The 19,428-nt window shown below is 50.7% G+C and carries 19 protein-coding genes; 14 read left to right on the top strand and 5 right to left on the bottom strand.

Annotation, left to right across the window (positions count from 1 at the left end; translation table 11 throughout):
* The first annotated feature begins 27 nt into the window (after window positions 1-27).
* From ACE41H_RS22415 to ACE41H_RS22380, 8 genes are all read left to right on the top strand, one after another.
* Window positions 28-1,041, top strand: coding sequence for a LacI family DNA-binding transcriptional regulator (locus ACE41H_RS22415; protein ID WP_375357787.1), 1,014 nt, complete (start codon window positions 28-30; stop codon window positions 1,039-1,041).
* Between the two features lie 295 nt (window positions 1,042-1,336).
* Window positions 1,337-1,519, top strand: coding sequence for a hypothetical protein (locus tag ACE41H_RS22410; protein WP_375357786.1), 183 nt, complete (start codon window positions 1,337-1,339; stop codon window positions 1,517-1,519).
* A gap of 67 nt (window positions 1,520-1,586) precedes the next feature.
* Complete coding sequence (locus tag ACE41H_RS22405; RefSeq protein WP_375357785.1) at window positions 1,587-2,111, top strand: type II toxin-antitoxin system PemK/MazF family toxin; 525 nt, start codon at window positions 1,587-1,589, stop codon at window positions 2,109-2,111.
* A 186-nt stretch (window positions 2,112-2,297) separates the two neighbouring features.
* Complete coding sequence (locus tag ACE41H_RS22400) at window positions 2,298-3,104, top strand: helix-turn-helix domain-containing protein (protein ID WP_375357784.1); 807 nt, start codon at window positions 2,298-2,300, stop codon at window positions 3,102-3,104.
* Between the two features lie 93 nt (window positions 3,105-3,197).
* On the top strand, window positions 3,198-4,175 hold the full coding sequence (locus tag ACE41H_RS22395) for an ABC transporter substrate-binding protein (RefSeq protein WP_375357783.1): 978 nt from the start codon (window positions 3,198-3,200) through the stop codon (window positions 4,173-4,175).
* Between the two features lie 4 nt (window positions 4,176-4,179).
* Complete coding sequence (locus tag ACE41H_RS22390; RefSeq protein ID WP_375357782.1) at window positions 4,180-5,208, top strand: FecCD family ABC transporter permease; 1,029 nt, start codon at window positions 4,180-4,182, stop codon at window positions 5,206-5,208.
* Window positions 5,205-6,182 (top strand): FecCD family ABC transporter permease, encoded by a 978-nt coding sequence (locus tag ACE41H_RS22385; protein WP_375357781.1) that lies wholly within the window; start codon window positions 5,205-5,207, stop codon window positions 6,180-6,182. Before ACE41H_RS22390 ends, ACE41H_RS22385 begins: the two co-directional genes overlap by 4 nt.
* 296 nt (window positions 6,183-6,478) lie before the next feature.
* Entirely contained in the window at window positions 6,479-7,036 is a 558-nt protein-coding gene (locus ACE41H_RS22380) for a hypothetical protein (RefSeq protein ID WP_375357780.1), read from the top strand.
* A gap of 182 nt (window positions 7,037-7,218) precedes the next feature.
* Here ACE41H_RS22380 and ACE41H_RS22375 read toward each other — a convergent pair whose 3' ends face one another.
* Window positions 7,219-8,169 carry a sugar kinase gene (locus tag ACE41H_RS22375; protein WP_375357779.1) on the bottom strand — a complete coding sequence of 317 codons (951 nt, stop codon included), beginning with the start codon at window positions 8,167-8,169 and terminating at the stop codon, window positions 7,219-7,221.
* A 302-nt stretch (window positions 8,170-8,471) separates the two neighbouring features.
* Between ACE41H_RS22375 and kduI the strand changes: the two genes are divergently transcribed.
* From kduI to ACE41H_RS22345, 6 genes are all read left to right on the top strand, one after another.
* Window positions 8,472-9,302, top strand: coding sequence for a 5-dehydro-4-deoxy-D-glucuronate isomerase (gene kduI / locus ACE41H_RS22370; RefSeq protein ID WP_375357778.1), 831 nt, complete (start codon window positions 8,472-8,474; stop codon window positions 9,300-9,302).
* A 22-nt stretch (window positions 9,303-9,324) separates the two neighbouring features.
* Entirely contained in the window at window positions 9,325-9,972 is a 648-nt protein-coding gene (locus ACE41H_RS22365; protein ID WP_375357777.1) for a bifunctional 2-keto-4-hydroxyglutarate aldolase/2-keto-3-deoxy-6-phosphogluconate aldolase, read from the top strand.
* Between the two features lie 115 nt (window positions 9,973-10,087).
* Window positions 10,088-10,864, top strand: coding sequence for a 2-dehydro-3-deoxy-D-gluconate 5-dehydrogenase KduD (gene kduD / locus ACE41H_RS22360; protein ID WP_375357776.1), 777 nt, complete (start codon window positions 10,088-10,090; stop codon window positions 10,862-10,864).
* 405 nt (window positions 10,865-11,269) lie between these two features.
* A complete protein-coding gene (locus ACE41H_RS22355; protein ID WP_375357775.1) occupies window positions 11,270-12,781 on the top strand; it encodes a spore germination protein in 1,512 nt (503 codons plus the stop codon).
* A 2-nt stretch (window positions 12,782-12,783) separates the two neighbouring features.
* Entirely contained in the window at window positions 12,784-13,992 is a 1,209-nt protein-coding gene (locus ACE41H_RS22350) for a Ger(x)C family spore germination protein (protein WP_375357774.1), read from the top strand.
* On the top strand, window positions 13,992-15,077 hold the full coding sequence (locus tag ACE41H_RS22345) for a GerAB/ArcD/ProY family transporter (RefSeq protein ID WP_375357773.1): 1,086 nt from the start codon (window positions 13,992-13,994) through the stop codon (window positions 15,075-15,077). The genes ACE41H_RS22350 and ACE41H_RS22345 overlap by 1 nt, the downstream gene beginning before the upstream one ends.
* A 57-nt stretch (window positions 15,078-15,134) precedes the next feature.
* Here the strand turns inward: ACE41H_RS22345 and ACE41H_RS22340 are convergent, their stop codons facing one another.
* The 4 genes from ACE41H_RS22340 to ACE41H_RS22325 all read right to left on the bottom strand — a co-directional run bounded on the left by ACE41H_RS22340 (window position 15,135) and on the right by ACE41H_RS22325 (window position 19,360).
* A complete protein-coding gene (locus ACE41H_RS22340; protein ID WP_375357772.1) occupies window positions 15,135-15,962 on the bottom strand; it encodes a carbohydrate ABC transporter permease in 828 nt (275 codons plus the stop codon).
* Between the two features lie 22 nt (window positions 15,963-15,984).
* Window positions 15,985-16,860 carry a carbohydrate ABC transporter permease gene (locus ACE41H_RS22335; RefSeq protein WP_375357771.1) on the bottom strand — a complete coding sequence of 292 codons (876 nt, stop codon included), beginning with the start codon at window positions 16,858-16,860 and terminating at the stop codon, window positions 15,985-15,987.
* Window positions 16,861-16,907: 47 nt separating this feature from the next.
* On the bottom strand, window positions 16,908-18,182 hold the full coding sequence (locus tag ACE41H_RS22330) for an ABC transporter substrate-binding protein (RefSeq protein ID WP_375357770.1): 1,275 nt from the start codon (window positions 18,180-18,182) through the stop codon (window positions 16,908-16,910).
* 764 nt (window positions 18,183-18,946) lie between these two features.
* The gene (locus ACE41H_RS22325) at window positions 18,947-19,360 is read right to left on the bottom strand and encodes an alpha/beta hydrolase fold domain-containing protein (protein WP_375357769.1); all 414 of its coding nucleotides are present in this window, start codon (window positions 19,358-19,360) and stop codon (window positions 18,947-18,949) included.
* Window positions 19,361-19,428: the final 68 nt, after the last annotated feature.

Here is a 19,428-nt window from a genome sequence, read left to right as displayed (position 1 = left end):
GGCGATAAAGGCCATAAGGAGTTAGAGATGAAGAAGTTAACCATTGCGGACGTGGCCCGGGAAGCGGGGGTGTCCAAAAGCACGGTTTCCCAGTTCTTGAATAAACGATACAAATATATGAGCGATGAGACCAAGGCCAGAATCGAGCAGGTCATCAAGGAATTGAACTATCAGCCTAACGGACTGGCCCGAGGTCTCAAGCACAATCGTACCTACATGGCAGGTGTCATCGTTGGCAATCTGGAGTATACGCTGTCGATCCAAAGCATCCGGGCGATTGAAAATGAGCTGCAGCAGTCCGGGATTCAGGTTATTATCTGCAATGCGGATGAGAATCCTGACAAGGAAAACCGGCATATTGACATGCTGCTGGCCCGTAAGGTGGACGGGCTGATCATTTTTCCGACAGGGCAGAATGCGGAGATCTACGGCAGGCTTGTGGAAGAGAAGTTCCCTCTGGTATTCATTGACAGGCTGGTGGAGGGAGTCAACACCCAAAGCCTGCTTCTCGATAACGAGATGGCCGTCAAGATTGGCATCCAGGAGCTGAACGAGCACGGTCATACCCGCATCGCGCTCTTGACCCTCCCCATCGGGGAGCACAGGATCACGCCAAGGGTTGAACGGGTGAGCGGGTATAAAAAAGGTATGGAGGAGCAAGGCCTTCCCCTCCGGCAGGAATATATGCACAGTGTGCCAAGAGAAGAGATCTTCGCCACGCTGGATGGGCTGTTCGCGCTGGAGGAGCCGCCGACTGCCCTGCTAGCGGGCAATGATATCGTGCTTGCCGAGATGCTCCGGTTTGTGAATGCAAGAGGCATGAGCATTCCGGATGATGTGTCCATCATAGGCATCGATGACGCTCAATTCGCGCATATCTATAATCCCGCCATTACAACGATCCGCCAGCCTGCTGCGGATATCGGGAGACAGGCGGCGCGGGCGCTGATGAGCTCCATCGAAGAGCGGGACAGCGCCGTCCCGATCATCTATCGTTTCGTGCCGACACTGGTGCGCGGGAAGTCTGTGCAAAGCTTGTAGGGCTCTGGGGGTACGCCAAGGGAGTATAAGGTGCTATCCCTTTCCCTATAATGTAGAGTACGGGTGATGTGATAGATGCTGATGGGTAAGAAGATAATTCTAAAAGAATCTTGAATTATTAGTATTCTCCCTATATACTTACGGCAAGTTAACTATAGGTAGAATACCTCCGAGTTGTGCGATATACTAAAAGTGCAGGTATCAGGTAACATTATCCATCAGCCGATCGTAGAATAACCCGTAATAACACAATTATTACGGAGGGATTCGTATGAAGAAGCGGGGAGGTAGAATTATGACTGTTGTAGCAAACAAAACCAACAATCTTGTTGAATTTAAGGGCAAAGGTAGGAAAAATGCTAGCGGTAAAGCAATTGCTGACTACCTGGGCAAAATCAAACCATTCCATTTGCAGAGCGAAGAATATCAAAAATCTAGCCGTGATGCAATTCGAGAAGAAGAAGAGGAATGGGACTAAGGAGGAGTAATAAATTTGAGTTTACGTTATTCTGACTCTTCTAACTTGGCACGATATCGAAAAGCAAATGATTTTTGAAGCATGGGTTCCATATGTTTCTAATCGTCCATTAGACTTCTTTGTGCCATATGAGCCTGCGAAATATACATACGATGGTAAAAAGGTAGGTTTTTTAACGGAGTTGATTGAAGATGACTCTATATTTAGCTCACATAAAGCTGTTACAGATTTAAAGAGAAGGAAAGTTGTTGTTCTTTCTCGCGACGAGGTGTGCCAGAGCCAATACGAAGATGATGTTTTGATTGCAAAAATCATCACAATTAAAGATTATCACAGGTCTAAGCCCTGGTATCAAGACTTAGTAAACGGAAGTCATCAGTGGTTTGTTCATCTTCCAGAGCACATTACAGGAAAAGAATCGTACATTAACATGTCTCAGATCATGACTATTGGTAAGAAAATGTTAATACAGAAACATCATTATCTTCCATCTGAGCAAATGGAGATGGTAGAAGCAAGATATGTGTACGGTGTTCAATTAGGGGTCATCAAGGAAACAGATGAAGCCGGAGATTTAGCGGTAAGCGAATAGGGAGAGCGATATATGCTCTCCCTATTATTTTTGTCTATATATTTACATTTGAAAGGTACATCCAGGCAGCGATCCGTAACCAGGTGACGGTGAGTTGCTATATGTGAGAGTATGAGACTGGCGAATTGGCGGCCATAGGCGTGTTATATTAAATACAGTAGAATAATGACGAAGAGGGATCTTTCCATGAGTTTTCAGCAAATGAACGCAGTTATTCCTGTGTTCCAACGTATAGAAATTGTTCGTGATTCCTGCCGGATCATACCTGAGCCGGGTTGCGAGAAGCTGCTCATTGTACGGAAGGGGTATTTGATGATCGCGGCAGAGACGGGTGAATGGAAGGCCGTATCACATGGTTACGCATGTCACTCGGGAGCAGGAGTCGTCACAGTCCAGCTTCCGGCCACCCGGGTTGCGGAATATGTGATCATTACATACCGGATTGTTCCTGAGCATGCGCCATGGGATTGGAATGGGCCGCAGCGTGTGCTAAGCGAAGTCAAGGTCAAGTATATGGTCGATGGTCTGCTTCAGGCACAGGAAGACATGCCGGGGTTAAGTGAAGAAGAGGCTGAGGCGCAGCACTTTCGCAACCGGATGATGCTGGAGCGAATTCTGAGCTTCTACATGTACGAGAGTCGATGGAGTGAGGAGCGGTGGACTTCCGGTACCCGGATTGAGAAATCGGTTCATTACATTGAGGAGCATTACATGCTTAAGTTGACGTTGCCGATGCTTGCAGAGCGGGCGGGCTTAAGCACGGGACATTACAGTGTACTGTTCAAAGAGCGGACAGGCATGCCTGTGAGTCTTTATCTGAAACGGCTGCGTGTGGAGAAGGCGAAGCAATTGTTCGCACAGGGCGAGACATCGGCGAAAAAAGCAGCCCAGAGCGTTGGCTTCGCAGATTACTTTCATTTCAGCCGGACGTTCAAGGAGGTTGAAGGCACGAGCCCGACCGAATATATGCGCAGGTTTGGCGAAATCGAATAATCGCGCATGTGTGATCTTGGATTTAGACATGTCTATGTGGAGAATGAAGTGATAAAATGATCGATAATAATTATCATTATCAAGGAGGATGTCATGGTACATCGTATGAAACACTTCATTTCTCTGAGTCTAATCCTCATGGTCATCCTGAGTCTCGCAGCTTGCGGCCAGGCAAGTGATACAAATCGTACGGCAGGGCAAGAAAACAATGCAGCGGGTTCCGAGGAGAGTGGGGCATCGGGAGCGGAAGCCATTACGGTTCAGGATGCGCGTGGTGAGCTCAAACTGGAAAAGGTGCCTGAACGGATCGTAGCCATGGATTTCAGTTTTACGGACATGCTGGTCTCACTGGGGGTACAGCCTGTAGGCATTGCCGATGATGGCTCACCGGAATTGTTCATGGATTCCGTCAAAGATAAACTGGGGCAATATACGTCAGTAGGTTCCCGGTATGAACCGAATATCGAATTGATCAGCTCCGTTCAACCGGATTTGATCATTGCTGATATCAACAAGCATAGTGCAGCTTTGGCACAGCTGGAGCAAATTGCGCCCGTGCTGGTGCTGGATGATTTCCAGGCCGATTACGATCAGATGCTGAAGAACTTCAATATTGTAGCCAAGGCTGTGGGCAAGGAGAAGGAAGGTGCTACGAGGCTGGCAGAGCATGAGCAACTGGTGAAGGAAACTCAGGAGAAGCTGTCGGCTTCAGACCTGACCATTCTCCCGGCTGTAGTGAACCCGACCGGATTCTTCGGTCATTCGGATCATTCATATACCGGCTCCATCGTGAAGCTGCTGGGCTTCACAGACCCGCTGCAGAATGAGAAATCCTATCCTGAGCTGGCACTCGAACAGCTTGTGGAGCTGAACCCGCAGGTGCTGTTCCTGATGCCGACCGAGGATGTGACGATCGTTAATGAATGGGAGAAGAATCCGTTGTGGAGCAAGATTGATGCGGTAGTCAACAAACACATCTACACCGTCGAGCGGCGCAACTGGTCGCTGTCCCGCGGTCTGCTTGGCTCAGAGCAGATCATGCTGGATATCGCGGCAGAGCTGGGTAATTAAACGGATGAGCAGGATGACTTATCCGGACAGGAAGCAGAACCGTGTGCCGGTTCTGCTGTTTCTGTTTTCCGGTGGCACGGTGCTGCTTGTTATCAGTTTTATGCTGAGTCTTAAAATCGGTCCGGCACACATGAGCTGGCGCTCCATCTTTGAGGCCATCTTCACTACCGGTTCCGATTTGAAGGAGCATCTCTACATCAGAACACTGCGGCTGCCGCGCGCAGTTCTGTCCGGTATCGTGGGTGCCCAGTTGGCACTGGCGGGCCTGCTAACCCAGCTTGTGACAAAGAACCCGCTGGCTTCCCCGCATGTGTTCGGCATTAATGCAGGTGCTTCGCTTGCCGTAGTGGCAGGACTGCTGTTCATACCGTCATCAAGCCTGCTTTCCTCGATGGGTCTGGCCTTCGCTGGTGCGGTTATGGGAGCGCTAACGATCTGGTCTTTGACAGGGAAGGGGCCGAGACAATATATCACATTGGCGCTGGCGGGAATCACGGTGCATTTCCTGTTTGCTTCGCTGACAGAAGGAGCCATGCTTCTTAACCAGTATTCAACGGAAAGCATGATCTTCTGGCTGGTTGGCTCAGTCAATCACGCCACCTGGCAGCATGTGTCGATTCTGGTTTGCATTTTAATCACAGGCCTGATCATTCTCTTATGTCTCTTGCCTTCACTGCGTATGCTGGAGCTGGATGATGAAGTGGCTGTCGGGCTTGGCATGAAGCTGAATGCTGTGCGTGCGGCGGCGATGCTGCTCGTGGTGTTGTTCGCCGGTTCGGCAGTAGCGATCTGCGGGCCAATCGGGTTCGTCTGCCTCATCGTCCCGCATATAGCAAAGGCTCTCATAGGCTCCGACCTAAACGTGCTGGCTCCGTTCACGGCCTTGCTGGGCGCCATTCTGCTGTTGTTAGCCGATGTGCTCAGCCGTTGGATCGCTTTTCCGTTCGAATCCCCGGTGGGGATTGTGACTGCATTCATCGGGGCGCCCGCATTCATATACCTGGCGCGCAGACAAGGAGGGAAGCGGGCATGAGAAAGGGGCTGTTTCTTGTGATCGGGCTGGTTATGATGGCGGCGCTCTGCTGGCTCTCCATCTCTGCGGGTGCCGTACCTATCCCCGCGAACCGGATCATCAGTGGGCTTACGGACCCGCAGAGCCCGTCCTACTTCATCGTACATGAAGTCCGTCTGCCTCGTGTATCGGTTGCCATCTGGGCCGGCTGCGGGCTTGCCGTGGCCGGTGCCATTCTGCAATCCCTGCTCCGCAACCACTTGTCCAGTCCGGATGTGATTGGCATTACGCAGGGGGCGAGCTTCGCTGCGGTAGCCACGATTTTCCTTTTGCCAGGGGCTCCCTGGGGAGTGCTGCCTGCCGCTGCTTTTACCGGAGCGATGGTGTCGTTCCTTATTCTTGTTCTAATGAGCAGGAAGCTGACTCTTGCCCCGGCGACACTCGCGCTGGTTGGAGTTGCCATGGGGGCTGTCTTCCAGGCGGGTATCCAGTATTTCATGGTGACTTATCCGGCGAACGTGAACATGGCACTGTTATGGATGTCAGGCAGCCTGTGGGGACGGGGATGGGATCAGGTCCATATCATTGCTCCCGTAATCACGATACTGTTTGTCGTGGCGATGGGCAATGCAAGAAAGTTGAACATCCTGCAGGTCGGAGACGCCATCAGTCAGTCCCTTGGCCTGCTCGTGCGAAGAGAACGGCTATGGCTGCTGCTGCTCTCTGTGGCTATGGCGGGAGTGGCGGTCTCGGCCGTGGGGGCGATCGGTTTCATCGGCCTGCTTGCCCCGCATATGGCACGGGCACTTGTGGGCTCGCAGAATCAGTGGCGTCTGCCGATAGCTGCGGTAATTGGTGCCAATCTGCTGCTGCTCGGTGATCTCTTGGGCCGCGTATTAGTTATCCCGCGCGAGGTCCCTGTTGGCATAATCACGGCGGTGATTGGGGCGCCGTACTTCATCTACCTGCTGGGCAGGGAGCGGAGAATGAAATGAAACGGAGGACTACGTGTCCTCTGCCGTCTCGGAAAGCTGATTTAGGGATAAACCTACCGAGAAATTATCTTGCTTGAACGGATCGAAAGCCCTGAGAGCAGTCCAGTATCCGCTTGCACAATTAGAACAATGGAAAACTCGAAATCGTAAAGACTGCATAAGAAGCGGTCTTTTTTTATGTGCGTGGCTTTCATGTTGATTTATAAGCATTTGAGTTAATTTAAGAAATTTTAAGTTTTTATAATTTTGTTATTGAACTTAAAGCCCTAATGTTCTATTACCGGAGTGTGAGGTGAATGATGATGCCTATTACATACAGTGAAAAAAATCAATTTATTAAAAACTCCAGTCATATTGCCGAGGAGTTAGCTTTAAGATTGAATGATTTTAACGATAGTGTTTTGCTGTTCAAAGTCCTTACGCATGCGTTGCGCAACAATGAGAGTATTGTCCAAGAGTTTGATGAGGCCATTTTTGAAAACCATGCTGCTTTCCAGAAGGAATTTGAAGCTTTGCTTAAACACGCATTGTATGTTGCGACAGATTCTCAAGTGGCTGCTGCGATGCAGGTTGAAGAATATTCCCCTAGCCAGTTGGCTAAATTCTTTGGCGTTAGTATCATGACCATCCATAATTGGCTCGATCAGGACCGGTTTGTTGGATTTAAAAAAGCCGGCTCGAACAAACACAATAAAATACCTGATGATACCGAGTTTATTATGGCATCTGGAAAAAGAGTTCTTGTCCGCGATGTTGTCAGTATGTGGAACAAGCAGGAAGCTGAAACCATTCAAAAAGCAGAAAGTGATTTGGATTATTATACGCGGCAGATTGCTTACTACGAAAAAAAATAGGGTGATGCGTTTGAACGAACGCTCGGAACAAAAGCAAAATTGACACCTGAAGAAGAAACCGATGCTCAAGTTTGGCAGCACCTGCTTGGGAGAGTGCGGCAGCTCAGTTTTAAGAAATAAGTCAGTATTCTCAGCAAAAGAAGGGCTGCTCAAAATGAGCAGCCCTTCTTTTGACGTCGTAATCAAGCGCCCTGCTTCATAAAAGCCGCCAGCTGCTCGCGCGTCGGCAAACCGTCTGAATCGCCCGGAGACATGACAGCCAGCGCTCCGATCGCATTCCCGCGCCGTACGGACTCTGCGAGACTTAAACCGTCCAGCAGCCCGCTGATGACTCCGACGGCAAAGCCGTCACCGGCTCCGACGGTGTCCACCACCTGCTCCACCTTAAAGCCCTTCACCATGCCTTCCTCATCCGCTGTTTTATAATACGCGCCTTCTGCCCCCATTTTAATCACAACAACCTTGACACTACGTTCCATATAAAAAGCCGCGATATCTTCAGGTTTAGTAAACCCGGTTAATATTTTACCTTCCCCGATGCCAGGCAGGAACCAGTCACAGTAGGCGGACAGCTCATTGATCGTATTAGCCATCGCCTGTGTATCAGGCCACAGCTTGGGCCGGAGGTTCGGATCGAAGGAGATCGTCTTGCCCTTATCCCTCATGAACTTCATGGCATGCAGTGCAAACTCCAGGCAGGATTCGGACAGCGCAGGGGAAATGCCGGTTAGATGCAGATGCCGCGCGGAAGCGAAATAATCTTCGTCAAAATGCTCCAGTCCAAGCTGCGAAGCGGCGGAATTTTTGCGGAAATACTCTACCTCCGGGTCCCCCTCTTCCACCTTGGATTTAACCAGCATCCCGGTAGGAGCTTCATTGGTGAAGTAAACCGATTTGGTGTCGATATTCTCCTTTTGCAATGCTTGCTCTATAAACCTGCCGAACGTATCCTGTCCGAGCCGGGTCACAAGGCCGGCGCTCAAGCCCAGGCGGGACAGGCCAGTGGCCACGTTGGTTTCCGCGCCCGCAAGCGCCTTCGAGAACGAAGCCACCTCATGCAAAGGTCCCGTTTCATTCGCATAAAACATGGCCATCGGCTCGCCGAAGGTGACGACATCCAGCTGTTTGGTCATATTTAAAATCCTCCCTCATTTTATATCTATAATGATAAAACACGCACACGCGTACGGATCAAATTGAAGGTAACACATAAACCGGTTTTTAACAATAATGAAATGTATAGCTGCCGAAAATCGTAAATTCTTCCCGTACTTATTCTAGTTTTTGTCACGAAACCGCTTTAATAAATATTTTTTACGTTAAAACATGCATTATGACATTGACAGGACCCGTAATACTATTTAGTATTTTGCGGTGTAAGGGCTATTGATTAGTAAATATAAAATAAAATTTTACCTAAATGGAGGGTTTGGTTATGGATAAGCGTTATGCCATCCATCCGGAGCATGCCAAGACATTTACGACAGAGCAACTGCGCCGCCAGTTTTTGGTTCAGGATCTGTTTGTCCCAGATGAAGTAAAGCTGTGTTATACCCTGGAGGACCGTATGATAATCGGGGGAATTTATCCGGTTAACGGATCTGTCGAATTGAAAGGATATGACGGCATCAAGGCTGATTATTTCCTGCAGCGCCGTGAAATGGGCGTCTTCAACGTTGGCGGCAGCGGGGCGGTACGCGTGGACGGGGAGATCTACAAGCTGGAGCCGAAGGACTGTCTGTATGTCGGACTTGGCAGCAAAGAGCTTGTTTTTGAAAGTGATGCCAAGGATCAGCCCGCCAAATTTTATATTGCATCAGCCCCTGCCCACAAAACCTATCCCACTCAAAAACAGGAATTTGCAACCGTCCCGGCCGAGGAGCTTGGCTCTCCCGAAACGGCCAACAGCCGGGTGCTGCGCAGATACATTCACGAGGATGGTATTCAAAGCTGCCAGCTCGTCATGGGCATGACTGCCCTGAACACGGGAAGCGTGTGGAACTCGATGCCTACCCATACGCATGACCGCCGGATGGAAGTGTATTTCTATTTTGAGCTGGATGAGAATGCAAGAATGTTCCATATGATGGGTGAGCCGACAGAGACACGCCATATGGTGATGAAGAACGAAGAGGCCGTTATATCCCCGCCTTGGTCCATTCACTGCGGGGCGGCTACAAGCAATTATACGTTTATCTGGGCTATGGCCGGCGAGAACTACACCTACAAGGATATGGACGCCGTAGCCATGGATGAGCTACGCTAACCCTGAAAGGAGAGAGGCAACGATGATTAAAATGAAGGTGCTCCAAAACATCAAGTCACTGGGCGTCGTAGCGGTTATCCGTGCGGATGATCCTGATTCGGCCTTTAAAATGTCGGAAGCGTGTATCGAAGGGGGGCTCACCAATATTGAGCTTACCTTCACTACGCCGGAAGCGGATCAGGTGATCAAGAAGCTGAAGTCGGCATATTCGGATAAGGCGGTGATCGGCGCCGGTACCGTGCTCGATGCGCATACAGCACGCATATCCATCATGGCCGGGGCCGAGTTCGTGGTGAGTCCCGCATTTGACGAAGAGACGGCCAAAATGTGCAATCTGTACAGCATTCCTTATATGCCCGGCTGCATGACGATCACGGAAATGAAGGAAGCGCTAAAGCTCGGTGTGGATGTCCTGAAGCTGTTCCCGGGAAGCGCGCTTGGTCCCGATTTCGTCAAGGCGGTTAAAGGGCCGCTGCCGCATGTGCAGATCATGCCGACCGGCGGCGTGGATTTGGACAACATCGGAACATGGCTGCGAAACGGCTGTATTGCGGTCGGAATCGGCGGCAATCTGACTGCTCCTGCCCGCGACAACCGTTATGATCTGATCACGGAAACCGCTGCCCAGTATGTGGCCAAGGCGGCACAAGTGCTCGGAGCACAGAAATAACTGAGGAACGAAAGAAACGGATTCAATATTTTGTCTGCACTGGCGCTATCTATGGTCGGATGCAGGCAAAATGTTAATCAATTATTTTAATTTTAAGATAAATGGAGGGCTTATTATGGGATTGGATGCATTTTCGTTGGATTTTTTCAGTCTGAAGGGGAAGACTGCCATCGTTACTGGAGGCAATACGGGGCTTGGACAAGGCTATGCGGTAGCGCTCGCCAAGGCCGGGGCTGACCTGTTCGTCGTTACGTATGACCAGGACTGGGAGGAAACCCGCGCATTTATCGAAAAGGAAGGCTCCAGGGCCGTATTCCACCAGGCTGATCTGACGGATAAGGAGGCCCGCACGGGTGCAGTCAAAGCTTGTATGGATGCGTACGGCAAAATCGATATTCTGGTCAACAACGCGGGGACGATCCGCAGGGCACCTTTGCTCGAATATAAAGAGGAAGACTGGGATGCCGTCATGGAAATCAATTTGAACTCGGTATACTTCCTGAGCCAGGAAGTCGCCAAAATCATGGTGGAGCAAAAGAGCGGCAAGATCGTCAATGTGGCTTCCATGCTCGCCTTCCAGGGCGGGAAATTCGTGCCTCCATATACAGCCAGCAAACATGCCGTTGCCGGGATTACGAAAGCATTCGCCAATGAGCTGGCCGTCCACAATGTGCAAATCAACGCCATTGCGCCCGGCTATATCGAGACAGCCAACACGGCGCCGATCCGCGCGAATGAAGCGCGCAATCAGGAGATTCTCTCCCGTATTCCTGCAGGACGCTGGGGCCAGCCATTCGACCTGATGGGGGTTATGGTGTTCCTGTGCAGCCGCGCTTCCGATTATATGAACGGACACGTGCTGGCGGTCGATGGTGGCTGGCTCGTCAGATAACAACGAATTTTAAATATAATAAATTTAATTATCTAAGCATCCGCCGTTACATAGCGGCTGAACCAGGTAACGACAGAGACTGAATCAGGCATACGGCACAAGCCGTATGCCTGTTTTTGTGCCGCTCCATCTCATGACCATACAGAGCTGAATATGATATGCTCTGCTTATGCGGGATAGAGCGGAGGAACGGGAATGAGCGGGTTAAAATTTGCAGAGGATGGCTTTCAAAGTAACCGCACCACTGATTGGTGGTCTATGGATAAGGGAAGCAGGAGTAGGCACGGCCTTTTTCTGGATAGGCTTAACGGTGGACTTGCTGGGATTCGGCGTTTTTCTTCTCGGTTCACGGTGCATAATTTCCCCCTCTTGGGACAGTATATCTAGTCCAAAGGAGGGACATCCATGTTCTGGGACTCATGGTTCGGCAAGCGGAGCAAGCAAGGACCTGTGAAACACAAGATACAGCCTTTGTCTGACCCGGAAATCGTAACCGTGCTGAAAAAGGGGCTGTCCGACAATATCGGAATGCTGCAGCGGAGCTTCGAGCGCTGTTCGGATATGATTTACCGCAAGATTAGTGTTCATGGGCATAATCGGATTTGTCTTGTATATATCGAAGGTATGAGCGACACGCAAATGCTGAATCAGATGCTGCTGGAGCCGCTTTTGACGGAAGGTCTGCATGATGAGACGCCGGAGAAGGGTGTTCTGTCCGCTATTCTGGAAAAGCGTTTGATCGCCGCCGCACAGATCCGAAAGGCATCGGATTCTCAGTCCTTGGAAGACGGCATACTTAACGGTGAGATAGCGGTTCTGTTTGAGGGAGAAGAGGAAGCCTTGCTTGTGAATTTTATCAAAATGGAGCAAAGAGGGATTGGGGAGCCCACTTCGGAAAGGGTCGTACGCGGTCCGCGGGATGCCTTCACGGAAATGCTGAGCACAAATACGACGCTGCTGCGCAGGCGAATCCATAGCACCCGCTTGAAAATGGAATCCCTCATCATTGGAGAACTTACAGGAACACGGGTGATGATCACCTATATCGAAGGATCGGCTGACGCCAATATGGTGCAGGAGGTTCGCCGGCGGCTGCAGAACATTCGTACAGAAGGTATTGATGGCTCAGCGAAAATCGAGGAGCAGCTTGAAGATAATCCTTATTCTCCGTTTCCACAGGTTCAGAATACGGAACGTCCGGACGTGGCGGCTTCCAGTCTGCTGGAAGGAAAAGTGGTCATTATGATGGACCAGTCTCCGTTTGTCCTGATTGTGCCGATGTCCTATTGGGCGGGTCTGCAATCGGCGGAGGATTATCATGAGCGGTTCTTTTATATGACGTTTGTGCGCTGGATCCGCTATATTTTTGTCCATATGTCTCTGCTGCTTCCTTCCCTTTATGTGGCATTAACGACATTTCATCCGCAGGTGGTCCCTACCTCTCTGCTGGTCAGCATCCTGTCAGCCCGGGAAGGAGTACCTTTTCCCGCAGTCATCGAGGCGCTTTTCATGGAGCTTGTCTTCGAGGGGCTGCGGGAAGCGGGCATCCGCCTGCCGCAACAGGTCGGACCGACGGTCAGCATTGTCGGAGCGCTGGTGATCGGGCAGGCCGCAGTGGAAGCGGGCATAGTATCGGCGCCGATGGTCATCATTGTGTCTGCCACGGGAATCGCCTCCTTCGTGTTTCCCCGGTATAATATGGGCACGGCGTACAGAATACTGAAATTCCCCCTGCTCATTGTTGCCGGTTGTCTGGGTTTTTACGGGATTCTTCTATTTTTGATTGCATTAAGCGTGCATATGGTCACTTTGCAGCCGTTCGGCATTCCTTATATGAATCCGGTGGCGCCGGCCGTTAAGCCCCGGTTGAAAGATGTTTTGATCCGTGCCCGTTATAAAGGCGGGGAGACTGAGTGAGGATGAGATCAGTCAGGCTGATGCTGGTTGTGGCGCTTCTGATCAGTTGTGTGTTAACGACAGGCTGCTGGGACCGGATGGAGCTGAATGACCGTGCCATTATACTGGGATGGGGGATGGACCTCACCGAGGATGGCAAATATCTGGCTACAGCCAACGTCGTCATCCCCGGCGGTGATAAAGCAGGCGGCACATCCGGGGGGCAGAACAGCTTTCTGATCGAAAGCGCCTACGGAAATTCGATTCTGGATGCCTCGCAGAACATTCAGAAAAAGCTGTCGCGTGTTCTCTTTCCGGGTCACCGGCGCAATATTTTTATAGGTGAGGAACTCGCCAGGCACGGTCTATCAGAGGTGCTGGATGAGTATACCCGCAATCCGATGTCACGGTTGCGTGCCAATATTTTTATAGTCAAGGGAGACTCCGCGCAAAGAGCAATGAGCCTGACCTATAAGCTGGAGCGGAATCCGGCGGTGGCCATACAGAAGGTTCAGGAAAAATTGGGTGTACCGGAAGCAAGGTCCTTGCTAGACTTTTTCACCATGCTGAACGGAGAAGGCATGCCGGTCATGCCCTCTGTCAGAATCGTCCAGCCCATCCTGCCGCCAAACGGCAATGCAAAGAAGCCCAATTCGCCCAGAGAGGTTCTGCAGCTGGATGGATCGGCGATATTCGGCAGGGATTTGAGGCTCCGGGGATATCTGGGCTATCAGGAATACTGGGTAAGGTTGTGGACGATCCAGGGATTGAGTGGCAGGATTTTTTTCGTTCCGATGGGAAATCACCAAAATGTCGTTGTTCGGGCAGAACGATTAAAAAGTCAAATTACGCCGGATCTCCGCTCAGATCCCATTCGCTTTCATATCAAGCTGAAGGCCCAAGCGGCCGTTTATGAGAATAACACCAGTCTTGATGTGGGGAAGCCGGAAAACGCCAGAAAAGTGGAGCAGGCATTTAACCGCCAGGTTCAGGAGCAGGTAGAAAAGGTTATTGAAGAGACGCAAAAAAAGATGAAGGCCGATATATTTGGCCTAGGCCGTTCCATCCATCATCAGCACCCTTATCAGTGGAAGAAAATCAAGCCTGTATGGGATGAGGAGTTTGAGCGCGTTCAGGTTACCGTGCAGGTCGATATGTCCATTATTTCAACCGGCGTGGCAGGCCCTATGCTGATCCCGAAGCCTGATTTCGAAGATGGAGGGGAATCCTGATGCAAATCAGCAATCGACAGCTCTGGTGGATGGTGCTGATTCTCGAAATTGGCATGACTTTGCTGTTGTCAATCAGACCTACGATCAGCGAGGCGAGGCAGGATGCCTGGATGTCCTTTCTTGTTGCCGGCCTATTCGGGCTGGTGGCAGCGTATATTGCTGCGCAGGCAAGCCTTTTATACCCCAAGCAAACGTTAATTGAATTCAGCATGACCATTCTGGGGAAATGGCCGGGCAAGCTGGTCGGGCTGATCTTCCTGCTTCAGTGGTATTGGGTCACCAGTGCGATTTTGCGTAATGTATATAATTTTATCAGCTTGAGTATGCTTCCCCGCACGCCATCCTACGTCATTTTGCTTGGTATGCTTGGCGTGATCGTTTATGCTCTCCGAAAAGGGGGAATAGTGGCGATTGGCCGCTGCAGCGAGTTGTGGGGGCCGATACTGCTTGTTATCCTCGGTTTGACCTTTGTGCTGACGATGCATAATTTGGACATTCATTCCCTCGCTCCTGTGTACGCCGATTCGGGGCTGCTTGCGATTGCCGAGGGGGCTTTGACACCCGCCTCGCTGCTGGGCGAGGTGGTGCTGATTATGATGCTGTTTCCTTTTATAGATCAGCCTGGTCCGGCTACGAGAAGAAATGTGCTGAATGGGGTGCTGGTTTCCGCGGTTATCTTGCTGCTGGGCTCGATGTGGGTGGTCATGACATTTGAGCCCGCAGTCGCTTCCGCGATTTATTTTCCTTTCTTTGATATGGTCAAGCTCGTATATCTGATGGAATTTATTCAACATGTGGATTTTTTAGTTGTGGCCGTTTGGTTATTCAGCGTGTTTATCAAACTGTCGATATATGTATTTATTGCCAGCTATGGAACTGCACAGTGGATCGGGAAGCAGAAAAACTGGCGCGGAATCGTATGGTTTGTGGCAGCCGCCATTTTTACAATCTGCATGAACTTAATCAACCTGAATCCTTCACCGGAAATGCTGCTGAGAAAGGTGTGGATTCAATATGTGATGCCTGTGAACATGGTAGCTTTGCCTTTGCTGCTGTGGATCGTGGGGAGTATTAGAAAAAGGTAGAACCCACCGGATAGGGGCCATTTCGATAGGGTTGTCCCCATCCGGTTTTCAGACCTCCTAATCTTTGACGGCCCCTGCTGCAATGTCGGAGATAAACTGGCGGCTGATGAACAGGAACAGGATAATCAGGGGCAGAACAGCCAGCAAAGTCCCGGAAATAACCATGGCATAATCCGTATTGTAGATCCCGTTCAACTGGGACAGGGCGATTTGCAGTGTGAACTTGTTTTCGTCCGTCAGCACGATCAATGGCCATAAATAATCATTCCAGGCCCCGATAAACGTGAAGGCGCCAAGGAAAGCGAAGGCCGGACGGAGAATGGGCAGGGCGACGTTCCAGTAGAGGCGGAAAAAGCCGCACCCGTCCATGCGGCCCGCGTCCAGCAGCTCGCTCGGGATAGACTCTTCCGCATACTGGCGAATCCAGAAGATGCCGAAAGCATTAACCATGCCGGGGATGATCAGGGCCTTGAACGTGCCGACCCAGCCGAAGGTGGCCATCATGACAAAAGAAGGGACCAGGGACAGCTGCGAGGGCACCATCATGGTGGCCAGCAGGATGATAAATAAAGCCTTTTTCCCTGGAAAATCAAATTTGGCGAAGGCAAAGCCGGCCAGGGAATCAAAAAACAGCACCAGCAGCGTTACCGATCCGGCGACAAACAATGTATTGAAAAAAGCCCCCGCAAAATCGATCTGCTGCATGACCCGTGAAATGTTGTCCCAGAATTGGCCTCCGAACCAAAGCTGCGGTGGGAAGCGGTAAATATCCGAGGTGGTGCGTGTAGACATGACCATGAGCCAGTAAAAAGGGAACATGGAAATGATCATGCCGGCCAGCAGTCCGGCATACAACAGAGCGGTCCTTGTTTTTGCCTGCATCATGCCGCAGGACCTCCTTTTTGTGTCATTTTTTGCCCTGCACTAGCTTCCAGTTCAGAATGGAGAACAGCGCGATGATCAGGAACATGCCCCAGCCGACCGCCGCTCCATATCCGAAATAGTTGTTGATGAACGATTCCCTGTATAAATACAGCACAATCGTCATGCCGCTTGCGCCCGCTCCGCCGTCATTGCCCACCAGCACCTGCGGTTCGGTGAACAGCTGCATGCCCCCGATCGTCGACGTAATGACCGTGAACAAAATGACAGGGCGCAGCATGGGAATGGTCACGCGGAAAAAAGCTTGCACACCGGTGGCGCCATCGATTTTGGCAGCCTCATACAGCACATGAGGAATGCTTTGCAAGCCTGCCAGGTAAATGATCGCGTTATAACCGGTCCATCTCCAGATGACCATGGATGAAATGGCAATTTGGATGCCCCACGGGACATTCAGCCATTGAATCATCGGCAGCCCCAACTGCTGCATGATGAAGTTGAGGAAGCCGAAGTTGTTGGCGAACAGGGCACCGAAAATGATGGCTACGGCGACAATGGAGGTGACATTGGGCAGAAAGAAGCCTACACGCCACAAGGTGCGCATTTTTACGAAAGGGGCATGCAGCAGGAACGCGATGACCAGGGCGAAGAAGAGCATGGGAATGGTGGAGTACACCCAGATCAGCAGCGTATTGCCGACAGCCTGCCAGAACTCATTGTCAGTCACCATGTAGCGGAAATTGCCCCAGCCGTTGTAGGTCATTTCTCCGATGCCGTCCCATTTATGGAACGCCAGATAGAGGGAGAAGGCCACCGGGAAGAGGCCGAAAACCGCAAACACAATATAAAAAGGCGAAATGGCGGCATACAACGCCCTGTGCTTCCATATTTCTCTCAGCATGTTGATCACCCTTTTCACAAAGATTTCGCTCTTCTGGTTCTAGCACCCTAGCGCTGAAGCTCACGCTCGATGCGGTGCAGCGTCTCGGCCCACACCGTCTGCGGGTCGGCATTCTGCTTGGCGATATTAGCCAGGCGGCGGGTGACGATGCCGTGGATGACGGGATGGCGCTCACCGAAGAAGACGGTTTTGACGTTGCGTGCCGATTCCGCGAACACGACACCGGTAGCCTGGTTCCCGAAGAAGGGCTCAGGTTTATTCATTGCAGGGTCCGCGAACACACTCGGTGTGGACGGGAAGAGAGCGATGCTTTGATAGGCTCGCAGCTGATTTTCCGGATTTTGCAGCCAGGTCAACACCTGGAAGGCTTCTTTGGGGTGTTTGCTCGATTTGAGAATGGAGAGGAAGGAACCGCCCTGGTTGCCGTCCGCTTCTGGAGCGCGAGCTACCCGCCATTTGCCCGCAGTGTCCGGGGCGGCCTCCATGAGCACTTGCTTCATCCAGACTGCACCGACGAAGGAGGCGATCTTGCCGTTGTTCATGGCAGCATTCCATTCCGGTGTCCAGCCGTCGGCGTTGGCCAGCAGCTGATGCTGGTGAAAGTTGACGGCCGTCTGCCAGCCGCGCCGCACGACTTCCGATTGATCGCCGATAAAGGCGCCGTCAGGCTTGAAGTACAGCTCGGAGGCTTGCGCCAGCATTTGGTTGTAAACGTTTCCAATATTGTCGGTCAGAAATACTCCGCTTCCCAGCTTCTGCTGCAGCTGCCCGCCAGCGGCCATATAATCCTCCCAAGTGCGAATGGAGGCGCTTACTTCTTCCGGATCACCGGGCAGGCCGGCCTGCTCGAACAGGTCCTTGCGGTAAAACAGGGCCGTTGGTCCGGTATCCATCGGGAAGGCGATCATTTTTCCTTCAGGCGTGACGCCCTGCTGCCATTTCCATTCCAGATATTGATCCTGCAGGTCGGCAGCACCCAACTCATACAGGTCATAAAAGCGGTCCGCGCTCGTAAACAGCTCCGGCATCCAGTCGTTCAGGGCCACGATATCCGGCTCCCCTGTGCGGGCGGCAAGGGTGGTCTTCAGCTTGGCTTTAAAGTCGCCGCCGATCTTCTGCGCGTTAATTTGGATGTTGGGGAACTGTTTTTCAGCCTCGGCAATCAGATTATCATCGATAGAGCGGTTCCAATACCATAATGTAAGCGTTATCTTTTTTCCGTTGGACGAGGTATTGTCCGGTGAGTAAGATGGACTGCACGAGCTAAGCACGCAGAGAAGAAGGAACAACAGAACAAGACATAAGATTAAGATTAATTTCATACAACATACCCCCTTTGAAGTCTGAAAATCACCATTTTCCGCTGTGTTCGTCCAGGGCGAGGATGTGAATGCGATGTATGCTGCTTATAATGTTATTGTATTGTATGAGCTTTGTACCGGATGATGTGCATGAATTGTGCGCTAAAATTCGAATATGGACAGGTATAGCCGATAAAAGGGCTATACTTTCAGATTTCCACGAAAGTTCAAGTTTTCGAGCTGATCATGCGTCCGCCTGAAATCTAACGGGTGTAGCAACTGCTATTTTACGAAAACAAGACCTTTTCTAATTCTAACGGTCGTGATCCACGTTATTTGTCATAATCCATGCGAAAATACCCCGGTCAAGTGAAATAAGCGATATGGCAACCGCTATAATTTGAAATCAACGTTTTTGGAACCAATAGCAGCTGTGGCAACCATTAGAATAGTTTTGTGGTCTGAAACAGGAGGAAAATGGGTTGTTCGAGTGGAAAAATAAATAAAAGCGGAGGCGAATACGATGAAAAGCCAACCGATTGGATACAACAGCGGCCAGTTGTTCTTGTTGACACCTGCAGGTGAAGGGAAAGCTAAGGTCTCTGCTGTAGATCTGAATTGACAGAGAGCCGTTTGTTTATGAAAATGCCCTTTAGCTCGGTCACTCACTGAAAGAGGACCCGATCTAAAGGGCATTACTGTTCAACATTCTAAACAAAATCGAGATTACATCAGCTTTTTTATCTCATTCTTCAGGTTTCCAATTTAGTTGTTAAAAGAATTGATCACTGCTTCTCATACAATTCGTTCATGAAAACCCCGGCACTTAAAATTCCTGCTTTCGCTTCTTCAAGGAAGGAGTGACAGCACAGCCAGTTATGAATCATAGCAGGCCAGGAGCTGAAGCGGATATCCGCCCCTGCCAATGCCGCTTGTGTCACGAACGTTAAAGACTCGCTCAACATGATTTCAGCTTCTCCAACCATGACGTAGATAGGGGGCAGTCCTCTAAGATCTCCGTACATAGGCGAGGCGTATGGTACAGTTGGTGAGACGCCGTTTAAGTAATTATCAGCCAACTGCTTGATAGCTTCCTTGGTATTCACCGGATCTGCAGCCTCTTTAGTGGTATAGGTCTCCCCGCTTTGCGCCAAATCAATCCATGGTGAAATCATGACCCCGCCTGCCGGCGAGGCCACTGAAAAAGTCCCTAAAGTCCAAAAAGAGACAACTTCTCATTTTTATGAGGAGGTTGTCTCTTTTTTTC

The organism is Paenibacillus enshidis (assembly GCF_042136365.1).
GTDB lineage: Bacteria > Bacillota > Bacilli > Paenibacillales > Paenibacillaceae > Paenibacillus > Paenibacillus enshidis.
The sequence above is the reverse complement of the archived record's forward strand: the minus strand, read 5'-3'. Positions and strand labels throughout refer to the sequence as shown.

Bases quoted from the DNA above. Each gene is read 5' to 3' on its own strand.
- ACE41H_RS22415 (WP_375357787.1), top strand. From the start codon at position 28: ATGAAGAAGTTAACCATTGCGGACGTGGCCCGGGAAGCGGGGGTGTCC.
- ACE41H_RS22410 (WP_375357786.1), top strand. From the start codon at position 1,337: ATGACTGTTGTAGCAAACAAAACCAACAATCTTGTTGAATTTAAGGGC.
- ACE41H_RS22405 (WP_375357785.1), top strand. From the start codon at position 1,587: ATGATTTTTGAAGCATGGGTTCCATATGTTTCTAATCGTCCATTAGAC.
- ACE41H_RS22400 (WP_375357784.1), top strand. From the start codon at position 2,298: ATGAGTTTTCAGCAAATGAACGCAGTTATTCCTGTGTTCCAACGTATA.
- ACE41H_RS22395 (WP_375357783.1), top strand. From the start codon at position 3,198: ATGGTACATCGTATGAAACACTTCATTTCTCTGAGTCTAATCCTCATG.
- ACE41H_RS22390 (WP_375357782.1), top strand. From the start codon at position 4,180: ATGAGCAGGATGACTTATCCGGACAGGAAGCAGAACCGTGTGCCGGTT.
- ACE41H_RS22385 (WP_375357781.1), top strand. From the start codon at position 5,205: ATGAGAAAGGGGCTGTTTCTTGTGATCGGGCTGGTTATGATGGCGGCG.
- ACE41H_RS22380 (WP_375357780.1), top strand. From the start codon at position 6,479: ATGATGATGCCTATTACATACAGTGAAAAAAATCAATTTATTAAAAAC.
- ACE41H_RS22375 (WP_375357779.1), bottom strand. From the start codon at position 8,169: ATGACCAAACAGCTGGATGTCGTCACCTTCGGCGAGCCGATGGCCATG.
- kduI (WP_375357778.1), top strand. From the start codon at position 8,472: ATGGATAAGCGTTATGCCATCCATCCGGAGCATGCCAAGACATTTACG.
- ACE41H_RS22365 (WP_375357777.1), top strand. From the start codon at position 9,325: ATGATTAAAATGAAGGTGCTCCAAAACATCAAGTCACTGGGCGTCGTA.
- kduD (WP_375357776.1), top strand. From the start codon at position 10,088: ATGGGATTGGATGCATTTTCGTTGGATTTTTTCAGTCTGAAGGGGAAG.
- ACE41H_RS22355 (WP_375357775.1), top strand. From the start codon at position 11,270: ATGTTCTGGGACTCATGGTTCGGCAAGCGGAGCAAGCAAGGACCTGTG.
- ACE41H_RS22350 (WP_375357774.1), top strand. From the start codon at position 12,784: ATGAGATCAGTCAGGCTGATGCTGGTTGTGGCGCTTCTGATCAGTTGT.
- ACE41H_RS22345 (WP_375357773.1), top strand. From the start codon at position 13,992: ATGCAAATCAGCAATCGACAGCTCTGGTGGATGGTGCTGATTCTCGAA.
- ACE41H_RS22340 (WP_375357772.1), bottom strand. From the start codon at position 15,962: ATGATGCAGGCAAAAACAAGGACCGCTCTGTTGTATGCCGGACTGCTG.
- ACE41H_RS22335 (WP_375357771.1), bottom strand. From the start codon at position 16,860: ATGCTGAGAGAAATATGGAAGCACAGGGCGTTGTATGCCGCCATTTCG.
- ACE41H_RS22330 (WP_375357770.1), bottom strand. From the start codon at position 18,182: ATGAAATTAATCTTAATCTTATGTCTTGTTCTGTTGTTCCTTCTTCTC.